This is a genomic window from Streptomyces nymphaeiformis, assembly GCF_014203895.1.
GTDB classification, from domain to species: Bacteria; Actinomycetota; Actinomycetes; order Streptomycetales; family Streptomycetaceae; genus Streptomyces; species Streptomyces nymphaeiformis.
On sequence record NZ_JACHJY010000008.1, the window covers coordinates 448,666 to 471,074 of the forward strand.

Sequence of the window (22,409 nt, forward strand, 5' to 3'; positions counted from 1 at the left end):
GGCGGCGTACCGTCACACGTCAGGGGCGCAGGGCCGTGGCCAGTTGGGCGCGGGAGCGGACGTCGAGTTTCTGGTAGATGCGGGTCAGGCGGGCCTCGACCGTCTTCACGCTCAGGTACAGCTTCGCCGCCGCCTCCTGGTTGCTCGCGCCCTGGCCCACCAGACGGGCCAGGCGCAGTTCCGCCTCCGTCAGGGAGGAGAGGGCGGGCACCGACTCCTCGACCCCGGCACCGGGTCCCGCGCCCTCGCCCGCCGGTGTCTCGCTCGCCAGGGCCAGCCACGGGGCCGCCCCGGCCCGCTCGAACACCGACGCCGCCTCGTGCAGGGCGGTCTGCGCCGCCGACCGGCGCCGGCGGCGGCGCTCGACCCGGGCCAGGGCGATCAGTGCCCGCCCCCGCTCAAGGGGCAGCCCGGCCCGGCCGAAGCTCTCGGCCGTACGGGTGAGCAGCTCGGCCGCCTCGTCGGTCCGCCCCTCCGCCGCCAGGCACAGGGCGTACGCCCGGTCGCAGCCGAGCAGGACCGTGGACCGGCCCAGGCGCTCCGCCACCGGCCTGACCTCCGCCAGGAGCGCCAGGGCCTCGTCGCCCGCGTCCTGGGCGAGCAGAGCCTCGGCCAGCTCCTCGTGCCAGCGCAGCATCGAGGGGTCCACCGTCGACTGGGCGCGCTCGTCGGCCTGGACCCGCCGCAGGGTCTCCAGGGCGGTGGCGATGTCACCGGTGATCAGCTGGACCCGACCGAGCGCGTACCGGCTGCGGGAGAGGAAGACGCGGTCGCCCTCCTCCTCCGAGGCCTGCACACTGCGGCGGGCGTAGCTCGCGGCGCGCGCGAAGCTGCCGCCGGCCGTCTCCGCGAGCGCGAGCGTGTACCAGGCGGGGCCGGGGGAGAGGCCCGCCTCCAGGGTGAGCGCGAGGGACTGCCCCGCGTGCGACAGCGCGGCCGCGCAGGCGCCCCGGCGGGACTCGATCGCGGCCAGCGTGGAGAACAGCTCGATCGTGTCCTCCACCGAGCCGCGCCGCTGGACCAGCGGAAGCAGCGCGTTCAGCTCGTCGCGCGCGTCCGTGAGCCGGTCGTCGAACAGGGCGTGACGGATCGTCAGGATCTGGGCGGCGTTGCGGATGCCGAGCGGACGCTCGGCCAGCTCGAGCCCGCGCGCCTGCGCGAGCACGGCCTCGGCGTCCGGCGAGCCGAGGGCCCGCTCCATCCGCGCCTGCACGGTCAGCGCCTGCGCCGCGAGCCGGGGATCGCCCATCGAGGCGGCCAGCGCGGCCGACTCGACCGCCGCCGTCCGCGAGCGCTCCGGATCGCCGTCCGCGAGCACGTACTTGACGGCCAGTCGCAGCTGCACGGCGGCCCGCAGGGCGGTGTCCCCCTCGGAGTCCTCCATGGCGTGGACGTACATCTCGTCGAGGCCGGTGAGCCCCTGGCCGGCCGTGTCGAGCACGGCGAGTCGCGCCCTGACCCGGTCGGACGGCACCGCGTCGCGGGCGAGCAGATCGGTGGCGGCCCGCATCGCGAGGTCGGCGCGGGCGGCGCGGGCGGCCTCCTCGGCGGCGTCGACGAGCCGCGCGATCCGCCGCGTCCCGTGCCGGCCGGGCGTCGACTCGGCGGCGAGCAGGGCGAGTTCGGCGGCGAGCGCGCTGTTCCCGCGCCGCCGGGCCAGGTCCGCGGCGGCCGCGACCTCGGCGGCCAGCTCCTCGTCCGGCCGCTCGGTCGCGAGGGCCCGGTGCCGTACGGCCTCGACGGGGTCGTCCACGACCTCCGCGAGCGCGGCGTGCCCGGCGCTCCGCTCGGCCCAGCAGGCGTCGTGCACAAGGGTCGAGGGCAGCAGCCCGGCGGTGAAGGTCACCGAGCCGTCCTCGGACAGCGACACCAGATCGGCCCGCTCGGCGGCGGCGAGGTCAGCCTCCGCGGTGGGCCGCCCGGCGCGGCGGACCAGCGTGGCCGAGGGGCGCAGCGCGAGTGCGGCGAGCAGCAGCGTCTCGCGTACGGCGGGCGGCGCGGCGCCCAGGAGCTGGCGGGCGAGGTCGCGGGCGCGCCCGGACAGCGTCAGCGCCTCGGCGTGGTGCACGGGGGTCCGCGCGTCGGCGAGGGAGCGGCCCACCGCGAGCGCGAGCCGCGGATTGCCGCCGCTGGCGCGGTGGATGCGGCCGGCCATCCGGGAGGGCAGTCGGTGGTGGATGAGGAGTTCGGCGATCTCGTCGGCGTGCAGCGGCGGGACGCGCAGCACGTCCGCCTCGGAGGGCACCCACAGGTGCGCGGCGTGCGGGTCCTCGGCACGGTGGCCCTCGCGGTACGGCTCGTGGGCCTCCGCGTACGGCTCCGGGGTCTCCACCGCCACCACCCGCAGCGAGGGCGGGGCCAGATGGAGGGCGAACCGCAGCAGGTCCGCGCTGTCCGCGTCGATGTGCTGCACCCCGTCGACGACGAGCAGCACCGGGCCGCGGCAGGTCAGGGCGCGCAGGATCCGGGCGATGCCGAGGCGCAGCGCGATCGGGTCCCAGCCGCCGGCGTCGATCGGCGCCTCGCGGCAGAGCATGGCGACGGCCGTGCGCTGGGGGCCCGGCAGCTGGTCGAAGACGCCGGAGGAGAAGATCCCGGAGTCGAGCACGCCCGCGGTGAGGATCCCGGAGGTGAGCGCGCCGGGGGCTGCGGCCCCGTACGGCTCGGTGGTCGGGTCGGTTCCGGCCGCATGCGCCTCGGCGGCGGGGACGGTGCGGGCGGGCGGTTCGGGACGGCTCGTGCCGAGCCCCGGCCAGGTGACCGTCGCCGCCACGGAGGCCACGAGCGCGGCGGCGGCCGCCCCCGGTATCTCGCGGTCGGACGGCAGGGTCGCGAGCCACAGCACGGTCTCGCCGCGCGCCTCCGCGCGGGCCGCCTCGGCGAGCGCGACCTCGGTCTTGCCGACGCCCGCGGGCCCGGTCAGCAGCGCGCGGCCACGGGCGTGGAGGGCGCGTTCCAGTCGGGTGAGGAGCTCCCCCCGGCCCACCGGGGCAGGGCTCTGCGGAGCTGTCGTCACTGTCCACCACCTCCGGCCCCTCGGGGCCCGGCCCATGAACCCCGTGCGCAGAGGATACGGAGCCCACGGGCACAGTCCAGGCCTTGTGTCCGGCATACGGACAGGGGGCCCGGTGCGGGCGCGCTCCCACGGTGCTCCCACAACGCCAGAACGCGCCAGTGGTGTAGACCACGGGCGCGTCGCTGACCAGCAATGATGCTGTTGTGGGGGGTGGTTCAGAGGTGGTGCGGGCGGAGCGTCAGAAGGTGAGGCTCCAAGAGTCGATGTAGCCGGTGTCACCCGAGGCCACATCGCGGACCTGGAGCTTCCAGGTGCCGTTGGCGACCTCGCTCGACGCGTCGACCGTGTAGGTGGCCAGGACGTTGTCGGCGCTGTCCGAGGAGGACGAGGCCTTCAGGTTGCGCACCGTGCCGTCGGGGGCGACCAGGTCGACGACCAGGTCTCCGCGCCAGGTGTGCTTGATGTCCACCGCGACCTTGAGGGTGGCGGGCGCGTTGCCGGTGAGGCCGGTGACGGCGATCGAGGACGACACGGTGGTGTTGTCGGGGATCGCCACGTCCGTCGCGTTGGTGAAGACGGTGCCGGACGGCGGGGTGGTGTTGAGGACCGCGTTCACGGACTTCGCGGCGTCGGCGATGCCGGTGCCGCAGCCGCCGGTGCAGGTGCCGGGCAGCGGGCGGGCGTTGGCCTTGATCGTCGACTCGATGTCGGCCGGGGTGAGCGTGCTCTTGGCCGACTTCAGGAGGGCGGCGAGACCGGCGATGTGCGGCGCGGCCATCGAGGTGCCCTGGTAGGGCTTGTACGTCTCGGTCGACTGGGTCGTCAGGCCCGAGTTCAGCGTCGAGTAGATCGCGTTTTCGGGGGTGGTGACGGTGCCGGGCGTGTCGGTGGCGTTGCGGGTCTCGCCACCGGGGGCGGCCACGTCCACGATCGTGCCGTAGTTGGAGTAGTACGACCGGGCGCCGGCGCGGTTGGTCGACGCCACCGTGATGACGCCGGTGCAGTTCGCCGGGGTGAAGCCGGAGGCGTTGGCGTTGCTGTTGCCCGCGGCGACGACGACGGTGGTGCCGCGCGAGACGGCGCCGTTGATCGCGGTCTGGTAGACGCTCGGGCAGGTGGCGCTCGCGCCGCCCAGGCTCATGTTGATGACCTTGGCCGGGGTCGGGTTGGCCGGGACGCCCGGCACGGTGCCGCCGGAGGCCCAGGTGATGGCGTCGGCGATGTCGGAGGACGAGCCGCCGCACTTGCCGAGCACGCGCACGGGCTGGATCTTCGCGTTGTACGCGATGCCCGCGATGCCCTTGGTGTTGTTCGTGACGGCGGCGATGGTGCCGGCCACGTGGGTGCCGTGCCAGGAGGAGTTGGAGGCCGTGGAGCCGGTGCCGCACTCCCCGTCGGTGGCGTTCCAGTCGCCCTCGTCCTTCGCGTCCGCGTCGCGGCCGTTGCCGTCGCGGGCGTCGGCGGCGGTGGAGATGAAGTCGTAGCCGGAGACGACGTTGGACGCCAGGTCCGAGTGGGCGGCGTAGCCGGTGTCGATGACGGCGACGGTGACGCCGGAGCCGGTCGCCTTGTCCCAGGCGGCAGGAACGTTCATGCCACCGGTGGGCTCGAAGAGGTCCCACTGCTTGGCGTAGTCGGTGTCGTCCGGGGCGACCGCCATCGCGTAGGCGCGGATGTCGGGCTCGACCGAGGCGACGGACGGGTCGGCGCGGAACGCGTTCATGACCTCGGTCACGTCCTGCTTGGTCGCCTTGCCGCCCAGGTTCACCAGGGCGCCACCGCCGGCGAGGCGGCGCTCGAAGGAGAGCTTCTCGCCCGTCTGCGCGGCCTTCTCGGCCGCGTCGCTCTTCGCGGCGGTGTTGGAACCGGCCTCGGCGGTCCGGCTCTTGTAGGTGACGATCACCTTCTCGACGGGGGCCTTGGGAAGGGCCCGCATCGTCTGCGAAGCCGGAACCGGCTTCGGGGTGGCAGCGACCGGGGTTGCGGCGAACGCCCCGGAAGTCATGGCAGCGGCACCGAGGATCGCGGCGCTCGCGACCACGGATATGACTCTCCGCCTGGAACCGTTCAAGGTGTGGCCCTTTCGAGTACGACGTAACTGCGGAGCAGTGGCGGCGGCGCGGGACGCACGGGGCGAAGTGGGGTCGCGTCCGCCGTTCCCTGGGCGTGGGGGGCCCGTGCGCCGCCACCGGCGCGACGGCCCGGGTCAAGGCCGTCAGCGGCGGATGGCACCCTCCGCATGCACCTGTCATGGTGCGGTCGGGGGATGATATCTGCCGGTGTGGAGGACAGTAGGGAACGGGGGGGTGAACCCGATACGGGGAAAACCCTTGTCACCCCTCGGGGGGTGGTGGGGGTTGCGGGGAGGGTGGTCCGGGGAGCGGCGGGAGCGGCCGAGTTGAAGGGCGGCGACCCCGAGGACGCGGTGCCGGGCTTCGGGGTGGTGTGGCGGGGTCGGCCGAGGTGGAGGGCGGTGACCCCGAGGGTGCGGTCTCGGGTCTCGGGGTGGTGTGGCGGGTCGGCCGAGTTCGACGGTGGTGACCCTGTAGACGTGGTCTCGGGTCTCGGGGTGGTGCGGCGGGGTCAGCCGAGTTCGAGGGTCGTGACGCCGTAGACGCGGCCCCGGGCCACCGGGCGGACCGGGCCCGTGTACATCCGGGCCGTCTCGAACGTCGGCTCCAGACCCCGCTCCTGGGCCAGCCGGGCCGCCGCCGGGTTCGCCTCCGGCATGTCGACCGCGATCCGGGCCGCGCCGAACTCCCGCGCCTCGGCGGCGAGCCCGTCGAGGAGGGCGGCCGCGTCCGCCGGGGTGTCCGCGAACAGCGGCCCCACACGCGCCTCGTCCTCGCAGGGACGAACCAGCCCGTATCCGGTCAAATGTCCGTCGACCACACGGGCCAGCGCCCGATGGCCGGGAGTGGACAGCCAGGTGCCCAGGAACCGGGGCCGGTCGGCGTGGTGGCAGGCGCTGTCGTACGCGGCGAGCGCGGCCGGATCGACCCGGTCGGCGGCCACCACGCCGGCCACCGGGCGGTCGGGGGCCGGGACCTCGCCCGCGTACCGGGCGGTGCGGTAGGCCGTGGTGAAGCCGGAGCGACGGTAGTTGTCCTGCTGCGCCGGCACCCCGTCGAGCCCGACGGCCCGGCCGCCGGCGTGGGCGAGGGCGGCCCGCCAGGTGGCCAGTCCGTGGCCGAGGCCGCGGAGTTCGGGACGGACGAGGTAGAAGCCGAGGAAGGCGTAGGAGTCGTCGTAGTTGACGACCGAGATGGCGGAGACCGGCTCCCCGGCGACGCGGCCGAGGAAGAAACCGGCGGGGTCCTGGGCGAAGAAGGCCGGGACGTCGGAGAGCCCGGGGTTCCACCCCTCCTCGGCGGCCCAGGACCGCACGAGCGCCCACTCCTGCGGGGTGGCGGACGAGACGGAGAGCGAACTCATGGGGTGTCCTTCGACGGCCGGGAGCGGGCGGATGCCCGAGCGTCGGAACCAACCCGGGCAAAGCGCGCCGAGCATAACGCCACGCCGCACCACGACCGACGGATTCCGGCCGCGCGGCGACTTGGCCGGGGCGGGCCCGCAACCGGGGCGTCGTTCAGTGGACGAGGCGCAGGCGGGACGTCGCCACCGTCAGGTGGATCGTCTGGCCCCACGTCAGTTCCAGGGCGTCCGATTCGACGCCGTCGCCGAAGGCGACCAGGCGGTCCGACTCGACGGTGAGGCGCAGGCCCCGCCCCGCCCCCAGGAGGCCCTCGACGAGCGTCGTGCCGGTCGTCGGTGACGGCCAGGCCTCGCGGACGAACCAGGCGAGCCGCGCGTCCGCCGGCGCCGGCAGGGCGAGCGTGCTGGAGCGCTGCTCCCACAGGGACCGGAGCCAGCCCGTCGCGCCCGTCCCCGTGCCGACCAGGACGCCCGACGAGGCCTGGGGCTCGGCCGGGACGTCCGTGCCGTCGAGCCCGAGCGTGTAGCGGGCGGTCTGGTGCCCCGCCGGGCCGACGTAGATCTCGTTCAGCGCGAGGAGCCGCTGTGCGTCGTCCGTGACCGCCTCGACCATCGTCAGCTCGTCGACGGCCGCACCGGCCCCCGCCGCGTACGGCAGCAGCCGCCGCGCCCGGTCCGGCCGGTGCCGGACGAGGACGCCCGGGTTGCGCCCGGGGTCGGCGTCGATGCCGATGACGGGCTGCCCGGTGAGGTACTTCGCCGCGTTGGCGACCAGCCCGTCCTGTCCGACCACGACGACGACGTCCTCGGGCCCGAACAGGAACCGGTCCAGGTCGGCGCGCTCCACGCGCGTCTGGCGCCACGTCAGCGGCACCGCGCCCGCCACCTCGGCGAGCGCCGCCCGGTTGTGTTCGTGCCGCTCGCGCACCGCGTCGACGGAGCGCCCGCGCGCGGCGAGGAAGAACGCGGCCTGCCCGTGCGTCCCGTGCCGGGCGAGCAGCTCCTCGTACTCCGTGGTCCGGTGCACGAGCACCGCGCGCGGCGCGAGGCTCACGGCCGCGCCCCGCCCTCGCCGCCGCCGAGCCTGGCGAGCAGACCGGTCAGGACGTCCGGGGAGAGCGTCAGGTGCTCGATGCGCGGCAGGTTCTCCGCCGCCCGGTTCACGGCCAGGGCGTGCAGGGTCGCGGGGTCGGCCTCCGCGTGGGCGCGCAGCCACGCGGACTGCGCTCCGGCGCGCGCCTCGCCGACCTCCCGCGCGGCCTCCGCCTCCGCCTGGGCCAGCCGTACCTTCCGTACGGCCTCGGCCTCGGCCCGTACCGCGTCGGCGGCCGCGTTCTCCTCGGCCTCGCGCCGCGCGTTGGTGCCGCGCTGTTCGACGAGCCGCTCCTCCTGGCGGGCGAGCTCGATCTTGCTGGCGAGCTCGTTCTCGGCGATGGCCCGTTCCCGTTCGACGGCGACCGCGCGCCGCTCGTACGTGGCCCGGTCGGCCTCCTGCTGGATCTGCTCGCGCGCGGGCGTGCGCAGGGCCCGCTCGACCTCGGGCTCGGGGCGGATCGCGACCACGCGCACGGCGACGACCTCGATGCCGGTGTCCGGGAGGCGCGGCTCGGCGGCGAGTCCGGCCGCGATGCGGTCGCGTACGGCCGCCACGCCGTCGACGAGCGCGGCGGCGAGCGTGGTGCGGGCGAGGACGTGGAGGGCGTGCTGCTGGGCGGTCTCGGTGAGGAGGGTGGCGAGCTGTTCGAGCGGGGTGCCGCGCCACGCGCCCGTGTCGGGGTCGATGGAGAAGTCGAGGCGGGTGGCCGCCGCGCCGGGGTCGCCGATCCGGTACGTGACGGTCGACTGCACGCTGACGTCCTGGAAGTCCGCCGTGCGGGCGTGGAAGGCCATCGCGAGTTCGCGGTCGTTGACCGGAACCTCGGAGAGGGCGGCGGTGAGCGGCCGGAACCAGAAGCTCAGCCCCGCGCCGTCGTGGACGAGCCGTCCGCGGCGCTGGTGGCGGATGTGGGCGGTGGGCGCGGAACGGAGATGGCGCCAGCCGAGCCGCCGGGTGATGTCAGCCATGGAAATGCCCCCTTGTCGTCATGTTGACGATAGGGGGCTCGAATCATTGTCGTCAAGATGACGAATAAAGAGTCGTGATCGACGCGGCCGCCGCCCTCACCCCGCGACCGGCGCCGGCACCGGATCGCTCTCCGGTGAGCCGAGGCCGGTCGTGCGGGGTGCGGGCCGCGCCTCCGGGGCGGCGGGCGGTGCCGGTACGGCCGAGAGGAGCGCCTCCCCGACCGGTACGGCCGAGAGGGGGGCCTCCCTGACCGGTACGGCCGAGAGGAGCGCCTCCCCGACCGGTGAGGCCGGCGCCGAGCCCGAAGCGGCGGTCACCGTCGCCGGTACGGGCTCCGCCGCCGGCCCGCCCTTCGTCAGCAGCACCACGCCCCGCGCCGCGACCAGCGAGGCGCCGGCCGCGACCAGCCAGCCCCACGCGCCCGCGCGGAAGGTCTCGCCCAGCAGGGCCACGCCGATGACCGCGGCGGCCGCCGGGTTGGAGAGGTTGACGACGGCCAGCGGCGCCGCGAGCCCGCCCCGGTAGGCGGCCTGGGACAGCAGCAGGCCACCGCTCGCGAAGGCGGATATCAGCACCGCGAGGAGCGCGGTCTGCCACCAGGTCGGCTCGGTGCCGGGCAGGTCCAGCGCGAGCGCGGCCGTCAGCGTCTGGGTGAGCGCCGAGGCGACGCCCGAGGCGATCCCGGAGGCCGTGGCGTGCCCGAGCCCGCGCGCGGCGGGGCCGCCGGACCCGCGCAGCCGCCCGGAGGCCAGTGCGGCGATCAGGAACGCGGTGGACGCGGCGACGATCAGGGACTCGCGCAGGCTGAGCGCCTCGCCGGGGGCCGTCGGCCCGGTCACGGCGACGAGTCCGACGAGTCCGCCCAGGGTCCACAGGGCCCCGCGCCATTCGGTACGGGTCACCCGGCGCCGCGCGCAGTACGCACCGAGCGGCAGCGCCGCGACGAGCGTCAGCGCGCCGAGCGGCTGGACCAGCGTCAGCGGCCCGTAGTGGAGGGCGGCCACGTGGGCGAGGGCTCCGGCGGCGTTGAGGCCGACCGCCCACCACCACTGCCCGCGCGCGAGCAGGGCGCGCAGCGCGCCGCGCCCGTCGGGGGCGGCGGGGGAGGCGGCGGCGAGCCGGGACTGGGCGACGGCGGCGAGCGCGTACCCGGCGGCGGAGACGAGGGAGAGGAGCACCGCGAGCGCGGTGCCGGCGGCGGGGTTCATCGCAGGGCTCCGACCGGGAGGGGCGCCGCACCGAGCGGGCGGGATACGGGTGGGGGTGCCGTCCGGTGGCCGGGGGCGCGGACGACGAGCAGCGCGAGGCCGAGGAGGACGGCGGCGGCGAGCGCGTCGAACCAGTAGTGGTTGGCGGTGCCGACGATGACGAGCAGGGTCAGCAGCGGGTGCAGCAGCCAGAGCACCCGCCAGCGGGACCGGGTGGCGGCGATCAGGCCGATCGCGACCATCAGGGCCCAGCCGAAGTGCAGCGACGGCATGGCCGCGAACTGGTTCGCCATCGAGTCGGTCTCCGGCACCGCCCCGTAGACGGAGGGGCCGTAGACGCGGGCCGTGTCGACGAGCCCGGAGGCCGCGAGCATCCGGGGCGGGGCGAGCGGCATCAGGAGGTGCAGTGCGAGTGCGGCGCCGGTGAGGAGGGCCAGCACCCGGCGCGACCACAGGTAGTGCGCGGGGCGGCGCCAGTACAGCCAGGCGAGGAAGGCGAGGGTGGCCGGGAAGTGCACGGCCGCGTAGTACGTGTTCGCCGCCCGGATCAGCGGTTCGCCGTGCAGGAGCAGCTGCTGGATCGTTCCCTCGCCCGGCAGGTGGAGTGCCCGCTCGGCGTCCCAGACGCGGTCGGCGTTCCGGAAGGCGCGGGTCTCGTGGCCGTTGGCGAAGAGCCGGCCGAACTTGTAGACGAGGAAGAGCGCGGTGACGAGCGTGAGCTCGCGCAGGAGGGGCGGCCGGGCGGCCGCGGGCGCGGCCGGGGGCTCGGGTGCGGATGCCGGCGCGGACGTCCGCGCGGACGCCGGTCCCGGTTGAAGCTCCGGCTCCGACTCCGGTTCGGGATCGGAAGCGGAAGCGGCTCCCGCGTCCTCCCCGGCCCCGTCGTGCCCGGCGGGGCCGGGGGTAGGAGGCATCCCCGGTCCTGCAGGACGTGGCACTCGTATCCCGCGTATCCCGACAGCCATCGCGCGGCCCTCTAATCCGTCAAATCGGCAACAAACGGAGTGAGCCTAGATCCGAATTCATCGAGACGCAAGCGTCTCGATACGTTTGCGTCTCGATTGTGCACCCCCTACTCTCGTATGTGCAGAGACAGAGGTGTCCGGGAGGATCGATGTCCACAGAGGCCGCGACCGCCGCAGCCCGTCGCAGCAAGATCACGCCGGAGCGCGAGACGGAGCTCTACGACGCCGTGCTCCGCCTTCTCCGCGAGGGCGGATACGACTCGGTGACCATGGAGGGCGTCGCCGCCCGCACCAAGTGCGGGAAGGCCACCCTCTACCGGCAGTGGGGCACCAAACCCCAGCTCGTGACCGCTGCCCTCGCCCAGCGCCGCTGCGTCGTCTTCGCCGGCATCGACACCGGCACCCTCGCCGGCGACCTGCGCGAGGCCGCCCGCATCGCCGCCTCCCACCGCGAGCGGGACGCCGAGCTGATGGAGGCCGTCGCCCAGGCCTTCATCCAGCACCCCGACCTGCGCGCCGCCCTCCGCGAGACCGTCATCGCCCCCGAGGTCGCGGCTCTCGACGCCGTCCTGGCGCGGGCGGTCGAGCGCGGCGAGCTCGACGCCGACAACCCGGCGATCGGATTCGTCGCGCCCTGCTTCATGGGCATGCTCCGCATCGAGCGGCTCTTCGAGGAGCGCTTCGCGGACGCCTCGACCATGCGCACCTTCGTCGACGCCGTCCTCCTCCCCGCGCTGCGCGTCGAGGGCTGAGCCCCGGGCGCGTCGGGGAAGGCGGGCCCGACTCCGTCCTGCACCCTGGAGCCATGGCCGCCGCAAGCACCCCCGCCGTCCGCGTCCGCCGCGTCTACGACGACCCGTCACCCGACGACGGCGTACGCGTCCTCGTCGACCGGCTCTGGCCGCGCGGCCTCAAGAAGACGGACGCCCACGTGGACGAGTGGCCCAAGGCGCTCACCCCGTCCACCGAACTCCGCCGCTGGTACCACGGCCCCGAGGGCGAGTACGAGGAGTTCTGCCGCCGTTACGAGGCCGAGCTGGACGCCCCGGAGGCCGCCGTCGCGCTCGACCGTCTCCGGGACCTCGCCGCCGAGCGGACCGTCACCCTCCTGACGGCCGCGAAGGACCCGTCGGTCAGCCATACGTCCGTCCTGCAACGCGAACTGAACGCGTCCTAGGCGGGGCGCGGGCACAGCCGGGGCGCCTCGGCCGCGGCGTCCACCACCCGGCCCCCGGCGTCGGCCCCGTCGGCCCCTTCGGCCCCCTCGGCCCCCTCGGCCCCTTCGGTCCCCTCGATCCTCCCGGCCAACTTCCTCGCCCACGCCACGAGTCCGCCGACATCGATCCCGTACGCGCCGTCAGGTCCGGGCGTCGCGCCCTCCAGGCGGTCGGCGCCCCGCCGCAGCAGCCGGGCGCCGCCCGCCGTGTTGCCGCGGGCCGCGTGCGTCAGGCCGACGGCGAGCTGGGCGAGTCCCTGCCACAGGTCCCGCTCCGCCTCCGGGCCGGACTTCCAGGCGTCCTCGAAGACCTCGTGCGCATGGAAGGGCATCCCCGCGTCGAGCAGCCGCTGCGCCTCGCGCAGGGTCTCGTCGGGCCCGCGGACGACCCCCTCGGGCTGCCGGGGCACGCCCTCCGCCCCGTACGGCAGCGGACGGCCGAGCCCGTCGCGCGGGCGGGCGCTGCGGGCGCGCCCGGCCTCGTCGCGGTCCCTGCCGCCGCCCTCGCCGTGCCCGCCATCGTCACCCGTTGTCCGGTTCACCCGTCCATTGTCGCCCCCCGGACGATCACGGGCGCTAGGCTCGTCGGTCCGGCGCTGTTCCGGTCCGCGCGGGTGGTGAGACCGGTAGCGTCATGACCAACAGTTCGTGTGTGGGGAGTGAGTCACCGGTGCCGACGGATCCCGAACAGTCGCCGCCCGCAACGCCGTTCGCGCCGGATGCCTCCGACGCGGATCGGGGCGGTCTGCTCGAACGCGGCCCGGAGCTCGCCGCGGCCGCCCACGCCGTCGACGAACTCGTCGCCGGAGCCACGGCGGGCGGCCCCGGGCGCGGCGGGATACTCGTCTACCGGGGCGAACCGGGCATAGGGAAGACCGCGCTGCTCGCCGAGATACACCGCACCGCCCGGGACCGCTGCACCGTCCTGACCGCCCGCGGCGGCGAGACGCTCACCTCCGTGCCCTTCCACCTCACCCGCCAGCTGCTCCAGCCCGCCCTGGACGGCTTCGGCGCCGACGAGGTGCGGAAGCTCTTCGGCGACCACTTCGACCTCCTGGCCCCGGCCCTGGGGATCGCCCCGCCGTCCTCGGACGCGCCCGCCGACCCGCAGGGCGTGCTGCTCGGCCTCGCCCGGCTCCTCGACCGCCTCGCGGACCGGCTGCGGGACCGGCCCCCGGTGCTGCTCGTGGACGACGTCCACTGGTCCGACGCCGAGTCCCTGGCCTGGCTCGACACCTTCACCCGGACCCGGCGCGACCACCGGCTGCCCGTCCTCGTCGTCCTCGCCCACCGCCCGTTCGTAAGGGAGCCGCAGGGGCCCGGCGCGCCCGCGACGCTCGCCGCGCTCGCGGACCGCGCCGTCCTCACCCTCGGCCTCAACGCCCTCACCTCCGGAGCCACCGCCGAGCTCGCCCGGGACGTGCTCGGCGGGCACGCGGACGAGCCGTTCTGCCGCGAGCTGTGGACGGTGACCTCCGGCAATCCGTACGAGACGGTCGAGTTGCTCGCCAAGGCCCGCGACCGGATGCTCGAACCCGTCGCGGGCTCCGCGGGCCAGCTCCGCGACCTCGGCGCCGGGAGCCGCGGCGGCGGCCTCGTCGCCCGCCTGGAAGAACTCGGCAGCGGCCCGACCCGCCTCGCCTGGGCGACCGCCGTCCTCGGCACCGACAGCACGCCCGAGCTCCTCGCGGCCCTCACCGGCATGAGCGAGAAGCAGGTCGCCGAGGACACCGAACTCCTCCGCGCCGCCAGGATCGTGACGGCCCCGACGAACGGCCGGAACGGACTGGCCCTCGTGCCCGTCCCGCCGCTGGAGTTCACGCATCCGCTCATCGCGACGGCCGTGTACGGCTCGGTGCCCGCGGCGATGCGGACCGCCATGCACGGGCGCGCGGCCTGGGCGCTCACCCAGGCGGGCAGCGGCCCGGCCGCCGTCTCCCGCCACCTCCTCGAAGTGCACCCCGACGACGACCAGGACGTCGTGAGCGGGCTGCGGGCCGCCGCCGTCGAACACCTCGCCGTCGGAGCCCCCGACGCGGCCCGCCGCTGCCTGGAGCGGGCCCTCATCGAGCCGCCCGGCCCCGACACGTACGCCAGGGTCCTGTACGAACTCGGCTGCTCCTCCCTGCTCACCGCGCCCGCCGCCACCGTCGGCCACCTGCGCTCCGCGCTCGACCTGCCCGGCCTCGACGACGACCTGCGCATCGACGCGACCTTCCGGCTCACCCAGGCCCTCGCCCACAACAACCAGCTCCAGGAGGCCGCCAGGGCCGCCGCCGTCGAACACGCCCGGACGCCGCCCGGCACCGGCCGACGACGCCTCCAGGGCGCGCACTTCATGTACGAGGGGTTCCAGGCGGCCGAGGCGGACGGACCGGACCGCTCCCGCCGCCTCGCCGAGCTCACCGCCGGTTTCACGGGGGCCGACAACTCCGAGCGGGCCCTCATCACCGTCCGCGGCTTCGACGCGATGATGCGCGGCGAACCCGCCGCCGAGGTCGTACGGCTCTGCGACCTCGCCCTCGTCGACGGCGCACCGGCCCGGGGCCTCAGCTGGACCGACCAGGAGTGGGGCTTCGAGATCCCGTCCCTGACCGGCATCGCGTACGCCTTCGCCGACCGTCCCGACCGGGCCGAGGCCCTCTTCACCGAGGCCGTGCGCGCCTTCGAGATCTCCGGCTGGAGCGGCGCCCACCTCGCCTTCGCCCGCGCCCTCCTGGGCCTGGTCCACCGCCGGCGCGGCAACCTGCCGCTCGCCCAGCACCACCTGGAGGAGGGACTCCGGCTCGCCGACCGCGTCGGCGACGGCCTCCCCGTCCACTGGGACACCGCCTGCCTCCTCGTCGACACCCTCGTCGCCCGGGGCCGTACGGCCGAGGCGCGGACCGTCGCCGACCGGTACTCCTTCGGCCCGCCCTGGCCGGGCGCGATCGTGCTGCCCGACGGCCCCAGCGTCCTCGGCCGGCTGCTGCTCGCCGAAGGCCGTACCGAGGAAGCGGTCTCCACCCTGGAAGGCGCGGCCGAGGCCCTGACCGTCCGGGGCCGCCACCACATCGTGTGGGCCCCCTGGCCGCTCGACCTCGCCCGCGCCCTCGCGCCCACCGACCCGGAGCGCGGGGCCCGGATCGCCCGCGAGGCCCACGGCCACGCGGAGCGCCTCGGCACGCACACCGCCCTCGGCGAGGCCTTCCGCTGCCTGGCCCTCTTCGCGGACGACCCCGCCGAGTCCCGCCGCCTCCTGGAGCAGGCGGTCGAGCACCTCGCTGCGTCGCCGTCCCGCTACGAGGAAGCCCGCGCCCGCCTCGACCTCGCCCACGCCACCGGCGACGCGACCGCCCTCGCCGAAGCCGCCGCCCTGGCCGCCACCTGCGGCGTCGACCCCCTGACCTCGGAGGTGTGACAGCCCGTGTGTCCTCACCACCCTCCGGAGTGAGGTAATGTTTTCCCTGCACGGCGACGCGGGACAAACCCCGCGGAGACGAGCACCGGGACGTGGCGCAGCTTGGTAGCGCACTTGACTGGGGGTCAAGGGGTCGCAGGTTCAAATCCTGTCGTCCCGACTAGAGGTTCGCCTCGTAGTCGCAGATCAGAGCCCTGTCTCACTTCGGTGAGGCAGGGCTCTTGTTCGTTCTCTGGGGCGGCCGTGTCACATTTCGTCACAGACGCAGTGGATCTTTCTCAGCTGGCGAGCAGCTCCCCGAGCTTGTCCGAACCGGCCTTGAGGCTCTGCGGGTCGGGGTGGACGTAGACCCGCTTGGTGAAGGACAAGTCGCTGTGTCCCGCCCACGCGGAGACGACCGTGTCGGGAACGCCGTTGTTGGCCATCCATGAGAGACACGCGTGGCGGGCGTCGTAGAGACGCACCTTGCGGACGCCGGCCTGGGCCATCAGCCGGTGGGCCTCGCGGCGGAGCTTGTCCGTCTTGAACGGTCGACCCAGCTCGTCAACGACGACGTAGCCGGTGCCCTCATACGCTTCCCCCGCAGCAAGCCTCTCCGCGACCTGGCGGTCGTGGAAGGTGAGGAGCGCTGCTTGCAGCGGCTTGGGCAGCGGCAGCACCCTCCTGCCGTTTCGGGTCTTGGGGTCCTTCTCAACGACCTTGTTGCGCGACCCCTTCGGCAGGCTCCGGTCGTAGACGATGGTGCGGGTATTCCCCACCGCGATAGTGCCAGCCCCGGTGAGATCGACGTCCTCTTCCCAGCGGGTTCCACACACTTCGGCGGGACGCTCGGCAATAAGGGTCAGAAGCATCACGCCAAACAGACGATCGCTCTTGGTGGCCTCGATAAAGGCCTTGACCTCCGTCTCGTCCCACGGCCGACGTTTCGCATCTGCCTGGGTTGCTTTTCGCACCGCGTCACGGGAGACGCGGACGTGCTCAGCAACATTGCGGGCGACCCAGCCACGACGAACCGCAAGGGTAAGTGCCGAGCGCAGCCGGCCAAGGGTGAGTCGCACTGATCGAAGGCCAAGACCACTCCCCGGCTTTCCGCCGCGTTGGCGCCCGCGAGTCAGCATCCAGTCAACAAATTCTTCGACGTCCTCCTCGGTGAGTAGCTGAAGCCGCTTGTCTCCAAGAAACAACCGTGCAGGGCGGATCGCATTGTCGTAGTTTGAGGCGGTCGCTTCCTCCACCCCTCGGGTAGCGCTCTTGAGCCACAGATTAAGCAACTCGTCAACCGTGATTTTGCTTGGTATCACAAACGTGCCGGTGGTGGACTGATGCCGAATGCGGGCGAGCTCGTCCCGAGCCTGCTTCTTCGTGTCGTAGGTTTTGCGAATCTGTCGCCTTTTGCCGTTGGCTTGTCTCGGGCCGTCGGTGACGAACCGGTATCGGGTCGTTCCGTTTTTGAGCGTGATCTTCGTGATCGGATCGCCCATCACAAACACCTTCTTATAACTAAGCCCCCCACCGGCTATCCCCTATCCCCTCCTGCTCAAGTGGCTTCCAGATAACGGATGAGCGATGCGGTAATGACCCGGTAGCGGTTGCCAAAGGCGACAACCCGAAAAGGGACTTGCTCCCGCTTGATCAACTCGTACAGGTGAGACTTTGAAATACCCAGCGCCTCGGCAGCCTTGGCAACGTCACAAGTGGCTGCCCACGAGCGGATTTCATGGAGACTGTGGGGCATACGAACCCTCCTCGATGGCTCGCTGCGGGGAGGAGGTTCTGGCTAGGGACAGGACTACCTCCGCCATGATATAAATATACGCTTGACGCGAGGAATTCGAAATCGGACATTCCGCCAAAGAATCCGAGCCGTGGATACCGGACGCAGCCACGTCAGGCCACTCAGCGACCGAGAAGCTGTCGCCGGGCCAAGGCCCACCAAGACACGGGTCGATGAATCGCCGAAACCTTGGGTTCATCGTGAGGTTTCACGATGTCCGCTGCGAGATAGTCACGCTGGACACCGTTCTCAAAAGCCTCCATGAGCCGATCGGTTGCCTCAGCCTGAGAACCGGCCACAACTCGGTACACCCGAATGATCGTGTACTCCATACCACTCACCTCCTTTCCGCCGCTTCCTCGCGACGCCCTTACCGCACACAGGGTGCGCTGACGCGTCAAGGCCAAAGCAAAGCGGAGCCGCCGCAGCGGGGCCAACGGCCGCCTTGCACGCGGCACCGTCAGCCTGTGACATCTTCAGAAGGCGCGAGGAGGCAGACGCATAAGTACAACCGCAACCCCCAGCGGCCGGCTCGTGCCACACCAGTCCCCTGCTCAACAACGAGCCGCGCTCCATTACGGCGACGCCGTCGCTCTTAAGATCGCAACGCGATCCGTTCACCGCGTGAGCGGCCAATTGCCACCCCGACGGAAGGAAGGTCTGGAAGGAATGCCGTCGGGTGGCCACTGTGGCCCCCCTTGGGGGGTGGACTCGGAACCAGTGCGCCCCGAAGGGCTGGTTGCTTCTTGCGCGCAGGTGGAGAGGACGGGGGGAGTCAGCCGCGCCACCGACCGCAGGGAGCTGTGGGGAACCTTCGAGGTGCGGCTGACTCCCCCCGTCTTGCCATCCCCCGAACCCGCTGGTCAGGGGGCCCTTCCTTCCAGCTACAACCGTCCGTAGGACGCTCCAACTGACCGTTCTTTGGTGTACCGGTTGGTGTACCGGCCTGAGACGGTACGACACCCGGCCTCTCCAACCGGGTACAAAAACTGCTCGAACACACGAATCGATCAAGGATCGTGTTCACGAAGCTAGCCTCGATGCCGTTTTTGGGTACGACGAAGAAACCCCCTAAGGTCCCCCTTGGTGGCTACCCCATTCCCCGTTCTCTTCGTTCTCTCGTTGCCCTTCGCTTCCCTATCGACGCTGACGCGTCGCTTTTCAAAAAAGCCCATACGCGTCAGCGGACGTCGATGAGGTAACTCGGATTAGCTGGTGATATCCAGCGTCCTAGATCGATCCACTACTTGGTGGATTGATCTCGTTGCTTCGGTTACTCGGTCACTCGATCACGGCAGGCTAGTCCGTCTTTAATCGCAAACCCCAAAACGGGGGAGACGGCGGCTGCCTGGTCTGCTATTTGATGTAAGCAGATCGAAGAATGCCTTGTATAGTCCCGTACGGTCAGTCGGCCGGATGACCGCTCGGCCGGCTCGTCGCCCGGTCGGGCGGTCGGAGGGACCAATACTTTGGTGGAAATTGCCTAGAGGTTGCGCTTCTTGAAGTAGTCATCGAGCGCTTCTCGAACCATTGCGCTCATACTGCCGTCGCCCCCCTCTAGCTGCTGCTGAAGGGATATCTTCTTCAAGGTAGTCAACTGATCCTGACCGTACTCAAATCCCCGTCGAATCAGCACGCGCTTCCCGGTCGGGCGGTCGGGTCGTCGCTCGGCCGGTTCGTCTCCCGGTCGGGCGGTCGCTTTGATCGTTAGAACAGACGAGGCTGGTAGAGAAGACGCAAACTGCTGCGGCTTCTTAGGGAAAAACGCCGAACCCTCAAGCTCGTTCGTGATGATGTCAGTGTCCAACTTTTTGCTCATACTTGAAACAGCTCGCCGATCAACTTGTTGTAAGCAAGGGCGGCCGTGGACTTGGCATTGAAGGAGAATATGTCCCGCTTGTTGAAGTGAGCATCCCGCAAGTCGGTGTTACGAGGTATGACCGTGTTGAAGACTGATCCGGTATAGGTCTGGCGCAAGATCTGGAGTGACGTCTTGCTGTTTACGGTTGGGTCGCTCATCGTGAAGAGGAACCCGGCAAGCTCAAGCCGAGCGTTGAAGTACTCCTTGACCTCTTTGATTGTCCTGCTGATCTGGACAATGGAATCAAGCTCGAAGTACCCAGGGGAAACAACGACGATGACTTTGTCGGAAGCCGTGAAGGCGTTGATCGTCAGCCAAGACAGGGTAGGGGGGCAGTCAATGAACACATAGTCATAGTTGGCCTTAACGGCATCAAGCTCCTTCTTGAGCCGCTCCTCCCGGTGATCTATCGCGGTCGTAAGCTCAACGTCGGTATTGGAAAGGAGGATGTGCGAGGGGACGATAGAGAGGTTGGGGACACTGGTTTCATGACTTGGAAGCGGGCTGCGTTCTAAGATGGTCGCAAAAACCGTCTGCTGCTTGGATATCTGTGGGTAGTTTTGCAGGAGTACCTTGCTGCTGTTGGCCTGCGAGTCAATATCGATGAGAAGAACCCGCTTGCCTTTGCGGGCAAGCCCCGCAGCTAGCGAGATGGTAGATGATGTCTTTCCGACACCTCCTTTCTGGGATGCGATTGAGATAACCATAGGTAAGTTAAATCCATCGAAATCCCAAGCGGGTTGTTTCGATGCATTTCTTAGTTCATACCAGAATAAACAATCTGGTATGAACATGTCAATATGCAATAAATGGAACGCCCTATCGGAGCCCAGCACTTGGCGAGCGCGAGCAATGGCCCGATGGGTGGTGTGGCCGTAGCTATTTCCGTCGGGTCACAGCCGGCCACGTTCTGACGCACTCACTGAGGTCAGGTGGAGTACTCCAGCTCCGTCAGTGCCGCCTTACGCACGCCCGCCGCCACATCCGACAGGTCGAGACCTTGAAGATGCTGGATCAGTGCGTCACGCGCCTGGACGAGCTGCTGGTCGAGCCCGTCCCCGCCCAACTGGCCGGGGCGCAGGATGCGGCGGAAGTCAGGATTGTCGATCGCGCTGGCCACGAGCTTCTCGGCCAGCCACAGGGGAGTGCGCTCGCGGATTGCGAACGTCAGGTGAATGCTGTGCTCGTCAGAGTCCAGGACGTGCGGGTTGTGGACCCACCCGCGAGGAAGCAGGAGAGACTGCCCGGCCTTCAGATCCACCTGCACGTCCGGACCAGACTCCTCCCACCTCGGGATGAAGTCCTCCTGCCAGACCCGCCAGCTCTCGTTGTACTCCCGCATGGGGGCCTCGACAGGAGGGCGCCAGAGCTGCCACCGCTTCGTGCCGGCGATCTGGACGATCACGGCCATCTGCTGATCCCAGTGGTGCCGGAGCCCCTGGTTTCCCGGAGGAGTCAGGAACGCGTGGACGTAGTTCGAGTAGCCCGTCTCCGCCTGAACGTCCTGGGAGACCTGAGCCAGGGCCGGGATGACTCGCTGAAGGTTGCCAAGACGGATGGTGTACCCACCCTCGTAAAGCCGGGCGAGCTTCGCGCGGTCCGTCCGGCCATCCGTCGTGTATGCCTTCTGACTCAGCGAGGGGGAGGGGGCTTTGACGACCGCGATCTCGTCGGCCGGGACACACCCCCTGTACACATAGCCCCGGATGGTCTCCGCGGTGACCGTCTCATCAAGCGCCGCCTTGCCGCGCTCGAACACACGCGGTTCGTCGGGCCACGAGCGCATCAGTTCGGCTACACCGTCCTCGGGCAATAACAGGCGCAGTGACATAGCTCGTCCTTCGGCTCAGGAGGGAGGGAGCGGGCAGGGGATGTCCGGGTGGAAGTGGTTCGGGCAACACACAACGGAGAGCGACACCATGCTCTGTGATCGGGTGTAGTGCACCCAGCTCACATCGACGCCGCGAGGGAGCACGTCCGCGGCGTACTCCAACTTCTGATCCAGGGCGCAGTAGGCCACCTTGCCGTCCTCGCGCTCGAACGGCGGGCTCTCCTGGTAGCGCTTCGTCAGCCATGCCAGGGCAACATCCGCGTTGGTCCAGGTGCAGTCCGCCGCGCTCTGGTTGCGCTTAAGAAGCCAGTGGCCAGTCATCAGGGGTGGCAGGTTGGAGGTCAGGAACTCATTCGCAGCATCCCGGTACCGAACCTTCTCCTCCTCCTTGGCCTCAGGCGGAGGGGGGACCGGGTACGGAGGCCGGCGGTTGCCCTCCCGCGCGTAGTTGACGGGAGTACCTGTCCATCCGTACCCATGCCAATGACCGTGCCAGCTCAAAGAGTGCCCTTCCTACAATCTGAGGTGGGGGGCCACCCCAGTTCGGATGGGGTGGCCCCTTTACGGAGACTCGAACCGCGGCTAGCTGAGGGAGAGGCCCCTCATCTTGGCGTAGCCGAGGACGAGGTCGTCCATCTCGGCGGTCGTGGCGCGCAGCTCATGGCCGGCGCCCTCGGGCTTGGTGTCACGGAGGACGTATCCGTCCGTGACACCGGGGATGGCCGCCAGATCGATGCAGGACTCGTGCTCGCCGCCGAGGTTCCCGCCGCAGAAGTTCTGGAACGTGGCCCCCTCGATCGGGACCGCGTAGAGGTTCTGAGCCATGAAGTGAAACTCCTTCGTGCGTCAGACGTTCGGAGAATCGGTCTCCGGGCCGGCTTGCCGTGATGACCCGCCCTCGGCCGGTCTTGCCGGACATCACCGGGGACGGGACTTTGCCCGACCCGGCAGGCAGTACGGGGGGGCTGCGTTGCCGGGCCGGTGTCTTTGGGTTACGCGCTGGGGCGGCTGTAGACCATCTCGCCGAGAACCGGGGTGTACTCGATCTTGCGGAAGACCAGCAGGGGGCCGCTGACAGTGATGGGCTCCCGGTCCCGGAAGTGAAGGGCCTTATGAGCCGTCCCACCTGCCATGTCGGTGATCTCGAAGAACACGCCGTCGAAGCCGACCATGTCGCCGATCTTGATCTGGCCGGGGCTGACCACATAGCCCTGCGTCCCGAGCGGTCCGCGGGGCGGCCTTTCCGCCTGCTGAGACATCAGCGCGCCTGCTTCGTGGCGTTGTGGAGGGCGTGCTCGTCCTCCGTGGCGTGGGTTCGCGCCCAACGGGCGAACTCGTAGGCATCCCCGGAGCGCATGATGAAGCAGACCGTGCCGTGACCGTCGATGACCTCGCCGGTATCGACCGCCGCCGGGATGCACATGAGAGCCAGGGCCTCGCGCACCTCGGGGACAGCGTTCCTCGCGATGGTCTGCGCCGTCTCGATGGGAGTTCTGCTGGTCGTCGCCGTCATGGGTGACCCCTAGTCATTCGTCTCTGCCGCCGCTTGGGTTCGAGAGGAACGTAGAGCGACGTCTGAGCAACCTCCAAGAAGATTGCGTGAGTTTGCAGCAAGTCGTTTGACGGGCCCGAACGCCG

General features: G+C 71.0%; 21 protein-coding genes and 1 tRNA gene. 4 read left to right on the forward strand and 18 right to left on the reverse strand.

From position 1 onward, the window contains the following. Positions 1-19 precede the first annotated feature (19 nt). From GGE06_RS28080 to GGE06_RS28110, 7 genes are all read right to left on the reverse strand, one after another. The gene (locus GGE06_RS28080; RefSeq protein WP_184932084.1) at positions 20-3,016 is read right to left on the reverse strand and encodes a helix-turn-helix transcriptional regulator; all 2,997 of its coding nucleotides are present in this window, start codon (positions 3,014-3,016) and stop codon (positions 20-22) included. A 238-nt stretch (positions 3,017-3,254) separates the two neighbouring features. Further along, entirely contained in the window at positions 3,255-5,021 is a 1,767-nt protein-coding gene (locus GGE06_RS28085; RefSeq protein WP_512701026.1) for a S8 family serine peptidase, read from the reverse strand. Positions 5,022-5,599: 578 nt separating this feature from the next. Then, positions 5,600-6,451 (reverse strand): GNAT family N-acetyltransferase, encoded by an 852-nt coding sequence (locus GGE06_RS28090; RefSeq protein WP_116157850.1) that lies wholly within the window; start codon positions 6,449-6,451, stop codon positions 5,600-5,602. 154 nt (positions 6,452-6,605) lie between these two features. Then, the gene (locus GGE06_RS28095) at positions 6,606-7,505 is read right to left on the reverse strand and encodes an NAD(+)/NADH kinase (RefSeq protein ID WP_116157849.1); all 900 of its coding nucleotides are present in this window, start codon (positions 7,503-7,505) and stop codon (positions 6,606-6,608) included. Continuing rightward, the gene (locus GGE06_RS28100; protein ID WP_116157848.1) at positions 7,502-8,515 is read right to left on the reverse strand and encodes an SPFH domain-containing protein; all 1,014 of its coding nucleotides are present in this window, start codon (positions 8,513-8,515) and stop codon (positions 7,502-7,504) included. The genes GGE06_RS28095 and GGE06_RS28100 overlap by 4 nt, the downstream gene beginning before the upstream one ends. A 96-nt stretch (positions 8,516-8,611) precedes the next feature. Continuing rightward, positions 8,612-9,724: a DMT family transporter gene (locus GGE06_RS28105; RefSeq protein WP_184932085.1), complete on the reverse strand. Its 1,113-nt coding sequence runs from the start codon at positions 9,722-9,724 to the stop codon at positions 8,612-8,614. Then, entirely contained in the window at positions 9,721-10,638 is a 918-nt protein-coding gene (locus GGE06_RS28110; RefSeq protein WP_246532793.1) for a phosphatase PAP2 family protein, read from the reverse strand. The genes GGE06_RS28105 and GGE06_RS28110 overlap by 4 nt, the downstream gene beginning before the upstream one ends. A gap of 200 nt (positions 10,639-10,838) precedes the next feature. On the opposite strand from GGE06_RS28110, the gene GGE06_RS28115 reads away from it, so the two are divergent. Together GGE06_RS28115 and GGE06_RS28120 are read left to right on the forward strand one after the other, a co-directional pair. Continuing rightward, a complete protein-coding gene (locus GGE06_RS28115) occupies positions 10,839-11,441 on the forward strand; it encodes a TetR/AcrR family transcriptional regulator (protein ID WP_116157846.1) in 603 nt (200 codons plus the stop codon). Positions 11,442-11,494: 53 nt separating this feature from the next. Beyond that, the gene (locus tag GGE06_RS28120) at positions 11,495-11,866 is read left to right on the forward strand and encodes a DUF488 domain-containing protein (protein WP_116157845.1); all 372 of its coding nucleotides are present in this window, start codon (positions 11,495-11,497) and stop codon (positions 11,864-11,866) included. Here GGE06_RS28120 and GGE06_RS28125 read toward each other — a convergent pair. After that, positions 11,863-12,447: a DUF309 domain-containing protein gene (locus tag GGE06_RS28125; RefSeq protein ID WP_184932086.1), complete on the reverse strand. Its 585-nt coding sequence runs from the start codon at positions 12,445-12,447 to the stop codon at positions 11,863-11,865. The two genes, GGE06_RS28120 and GGE06_RS28125, sit on opposite strands and share 4 nt — an antisense overlap. 203 nt (positions 12,448-12,650) lie before the next feature. Between GGE06_RS28125 and GGE06_RS28130 the strand changes: the two genes are divergently transcribed. Both GGE06_RS28130 and GGE06_RS28135 read left to right on the forward strand, forming a co-directional pair. After that, positions 12,651-15,305, forward strand: a complete 2,655-nt coding sequence (locus GGE06_RS28130; protein ID WP_246532826.1) for an ATP-binding protein — start codon at positions 12,651-12,653, stop codon at positions 15,303-15,305. An 86-nt stretch (positions 15,306-15,391) separates the two neighbouring features. Beyond that, a tRNA-Pro gene (locus tag GGE06_RS28135) sits at positions 15,392-15,465 on the forward strand. Positions 15,466-15,583: 118 nt separating this feature from the next. Here GGE06_RS28135 and GGE06_RS28140 read toward each other — a convergent pair. From GGE06_RS28140 to GGE06_RS28185, 10 genes are all read right to left on the reverse strand, one after another. Further along, on the reverse strand, positions 15,584-16,786 hold the full coding sequence (locus GGE06_RS28140; RefSeq protein WP_184932087.1) for a site-specific integrase: 1,203 nt from the start codon (positions 16,784-16,786) through the stop codon (positions 15,584-15,586). 56 nt (positions 16,787-16,842) lie between these two features. Then, complete coding sequence (locus tag GGE06_RS28145) at positions 16,843-17,040, reverse strand: helix-turn-helix domain-containing protein (RefSeq protein WP_184932088.1); 198 nt, start codon at positions 17,038-17,040, stop codon at positions 16,843-16,845. A gap of 161 nt (positions 17,041-17,201) precedes the next feature. Beyond that, complete coding sequence (locus tag GGE06_RS28150; RefSeq protein ID WP_184932089.1) at positions 17,202-17,411, reverse strand: hypothetical protein; 210 nt, start codon at positions 17,409-17,411, stop codon at positions 17,202-17,204. Between the two features lie 1,151 nt (positions 17,412-18,562). Then, positions 18,563-18,886: a hypothetical protein gene (locus tag GGE06_RS28155; RefSeq protein WP_184932090.1), complete on the reverse strand. Its 324-nt coding sequence runs from the start codon at positions 18,884-18,886 to the stop codon at positions 18,563-18,565. 8 nt (positions 18,887-18,894) lie between these two features. Further along, positions 18,895-19,647, reverse strand: coding sequence for a ParA family protein (locus GGE06_RS28160; protein ID WP_184932091.1), 753 nt, complete (start codon positions 19,645-19,647; stop codon positions 18,895-18,897). A gap of 221 nt (positions 19,648-19,868) precedes the next feature. After that, positions 19,869-20,771, reverse strand: coding sequence for a JmjC domain-containing protein (locus GGE06_RS28165; protein WP_184932092.1), 903 nt, complete (start codon positions 20,769-20,771; stop codon positions 19,869-19,871). Positions 20,772-20,786: 15 nt separating this feature from the next. Continuing rightward, positions 20,787-21,092 (reverse strand): hypothetical protein, encoded by a 306-nt coding sequence (locus tag GGE06_RS42835; RefSeq protein WP_246532794.1) that lies wholly within the window; start codon positions 21,090-21,092, stop codon positions 20,787-20,789. A gap of 261 nt (positions 21,093-21,353) precedes the next feature. Further along, positions 21,354-21,596, reverse strand: coding sequence for a DUF397 domain-containing protein (locus GGE06_RS28175; protein ID WP_184932094.1), 243 nt, complete (start codon positions 21,594-21,596; stop codon positions 21,354-21,356). Between the two features lie 167 nt (positions 21,597-21,763). After that, positions 21,764-22,030 carry a hypothetical protein gene (locus GGE06_RS28180; protein WP_184932095.1) on the reverse strand — a complete coding sequence of 89 codons (267 nt, stop codon included), beginning with the start codon at positions 22,028-22,030 and terminating at the stop codon, positions 21,764-21,766. After that, positions 22,030-22,284, reverse strand: a complete 255-nt coding sequence (locus GGE06_RS28185) for a hypothetical protein (RefSeq protein ID WP_184932096.1) — start codon at positions 22,282-22,284, stop codon at positions 22,030-22,032. Before GGE06_RS28185 ends, GGE06_RS28180 begins: the two co-directional genes overlap by 1 nt. Positions 22,285-22,409: the final 125 nt, after the last annotated feature.

Coding starts and splice junctions, on each gene's coding strand:
- GGE06_RS28175 (WP_184932094.1), bottom strand. CDS start 21,596: ATGGCTCAGAACCTCTACGCGGTCCCGATCGAGGGGGCCACGTTCCAG.
- GGE06_RS28105 (WP_184932085.1), bottom strand. CDS start 9,724: ATGAACCCCGCCGCCGGCACCGCGCTCGCGGTGCTCCTCTCCCTCGTC.
- GGE06_RS28110 (WP_246532793.1), bottom strand. CDS start 10,638: ATGCCTCCTACCCCCGGCCCCGCCGGGCACGACGGGGCCGGGGAGGAC.
- GGE06_RS28180 (WP_184932095.1), bottom strand. CDS start 22,030: ATGTCTCAGCAGGCGGAAAGGCCGCCCCGCGGACCGCTCGGGACGCAG.
- GGE06_RS28165 (WP_184932092.1), bottom strand. CDS start 20,771: ATGTCACTGCGCCTGTTATTGCCCGAGGACGGTGTAGCCGAACTGATG.
- GGE06_RS28090 (WP_116157850.1), bottom strand. CDS start 6,451: ATGAGTTCGCTCTCCGTCTCGTCCGCCACCCCGCAGGAGTGGGCGCTC.
- GGE06_RS28160 (WP_184932091.1), bottom strand. CDS start 19,647: ATGGTTATCTCAATCGCATCCCAGAAAGGAGGTGTCGGAAAGACATCA.
- GGE06_RS28145 (WP_184932088.1), bottom strand. CDS start 17,040: ATGCCCCACAGTCTCCATGAAATCCGCTCGTGGGCAGCCACTTGTGAC.
- GGE06_RS28185 (WP_184932096.1), bottom strand. CDS start 22,284: ATGACGGCGACGACCAGCAGAACTCCCATCGAGACGGCGCAGACCATC.
- GGE06_RS28085 (WP_512701026.1), bottom strand. CDS start 5,021: ATGACTTCCGGGGCGTTCGCCGCAACCCCGGTCGCTGCCACCCCGAAG.
- GGE06_RS28150 (WP_184932089.1), bottom strand. CDS start 17,411: ATGGAGTACACGATCATTCGGGTGTACCGAGTTGTGGCCGGTTCTCAG.
- GGE06_RS28115 (WP_116157846.1), top strand. CDS start 10,839: ATGTCCACAGAGGCCGCGACCGCCGCAGCCCGTCGCAGCAAGATCACG.
- GGE06_RS28120 (WP_116157845.1), top strand. CDS start 11,495: ATGGCCGCCGCAAGCACCCCCGCCGTCCGCGTCCGCCGCGTCTACGAC.
- GGE06_RS28140 (WP_184932087.1), bottom strand. CDS start 16,786: ATGGGCGATCCGATCACGAAGATCACGCTCAAAAACGGAACGACCCGA.
- GGE06_RS28100 (WP_116157848.1), bottom strand. CDS start 8,515: ATGGCTGACATCACCCGGCGGCTCGGCTGGCGCCATCTCCGTTCCGCG.
- GGE06_RS42835 (WP_246532794.1), bottom strand. CDS start 21,092: ATGACTGGCCACTGGCTTCTTAAGCGCAACCAGAGCGCGGCGGACTGC.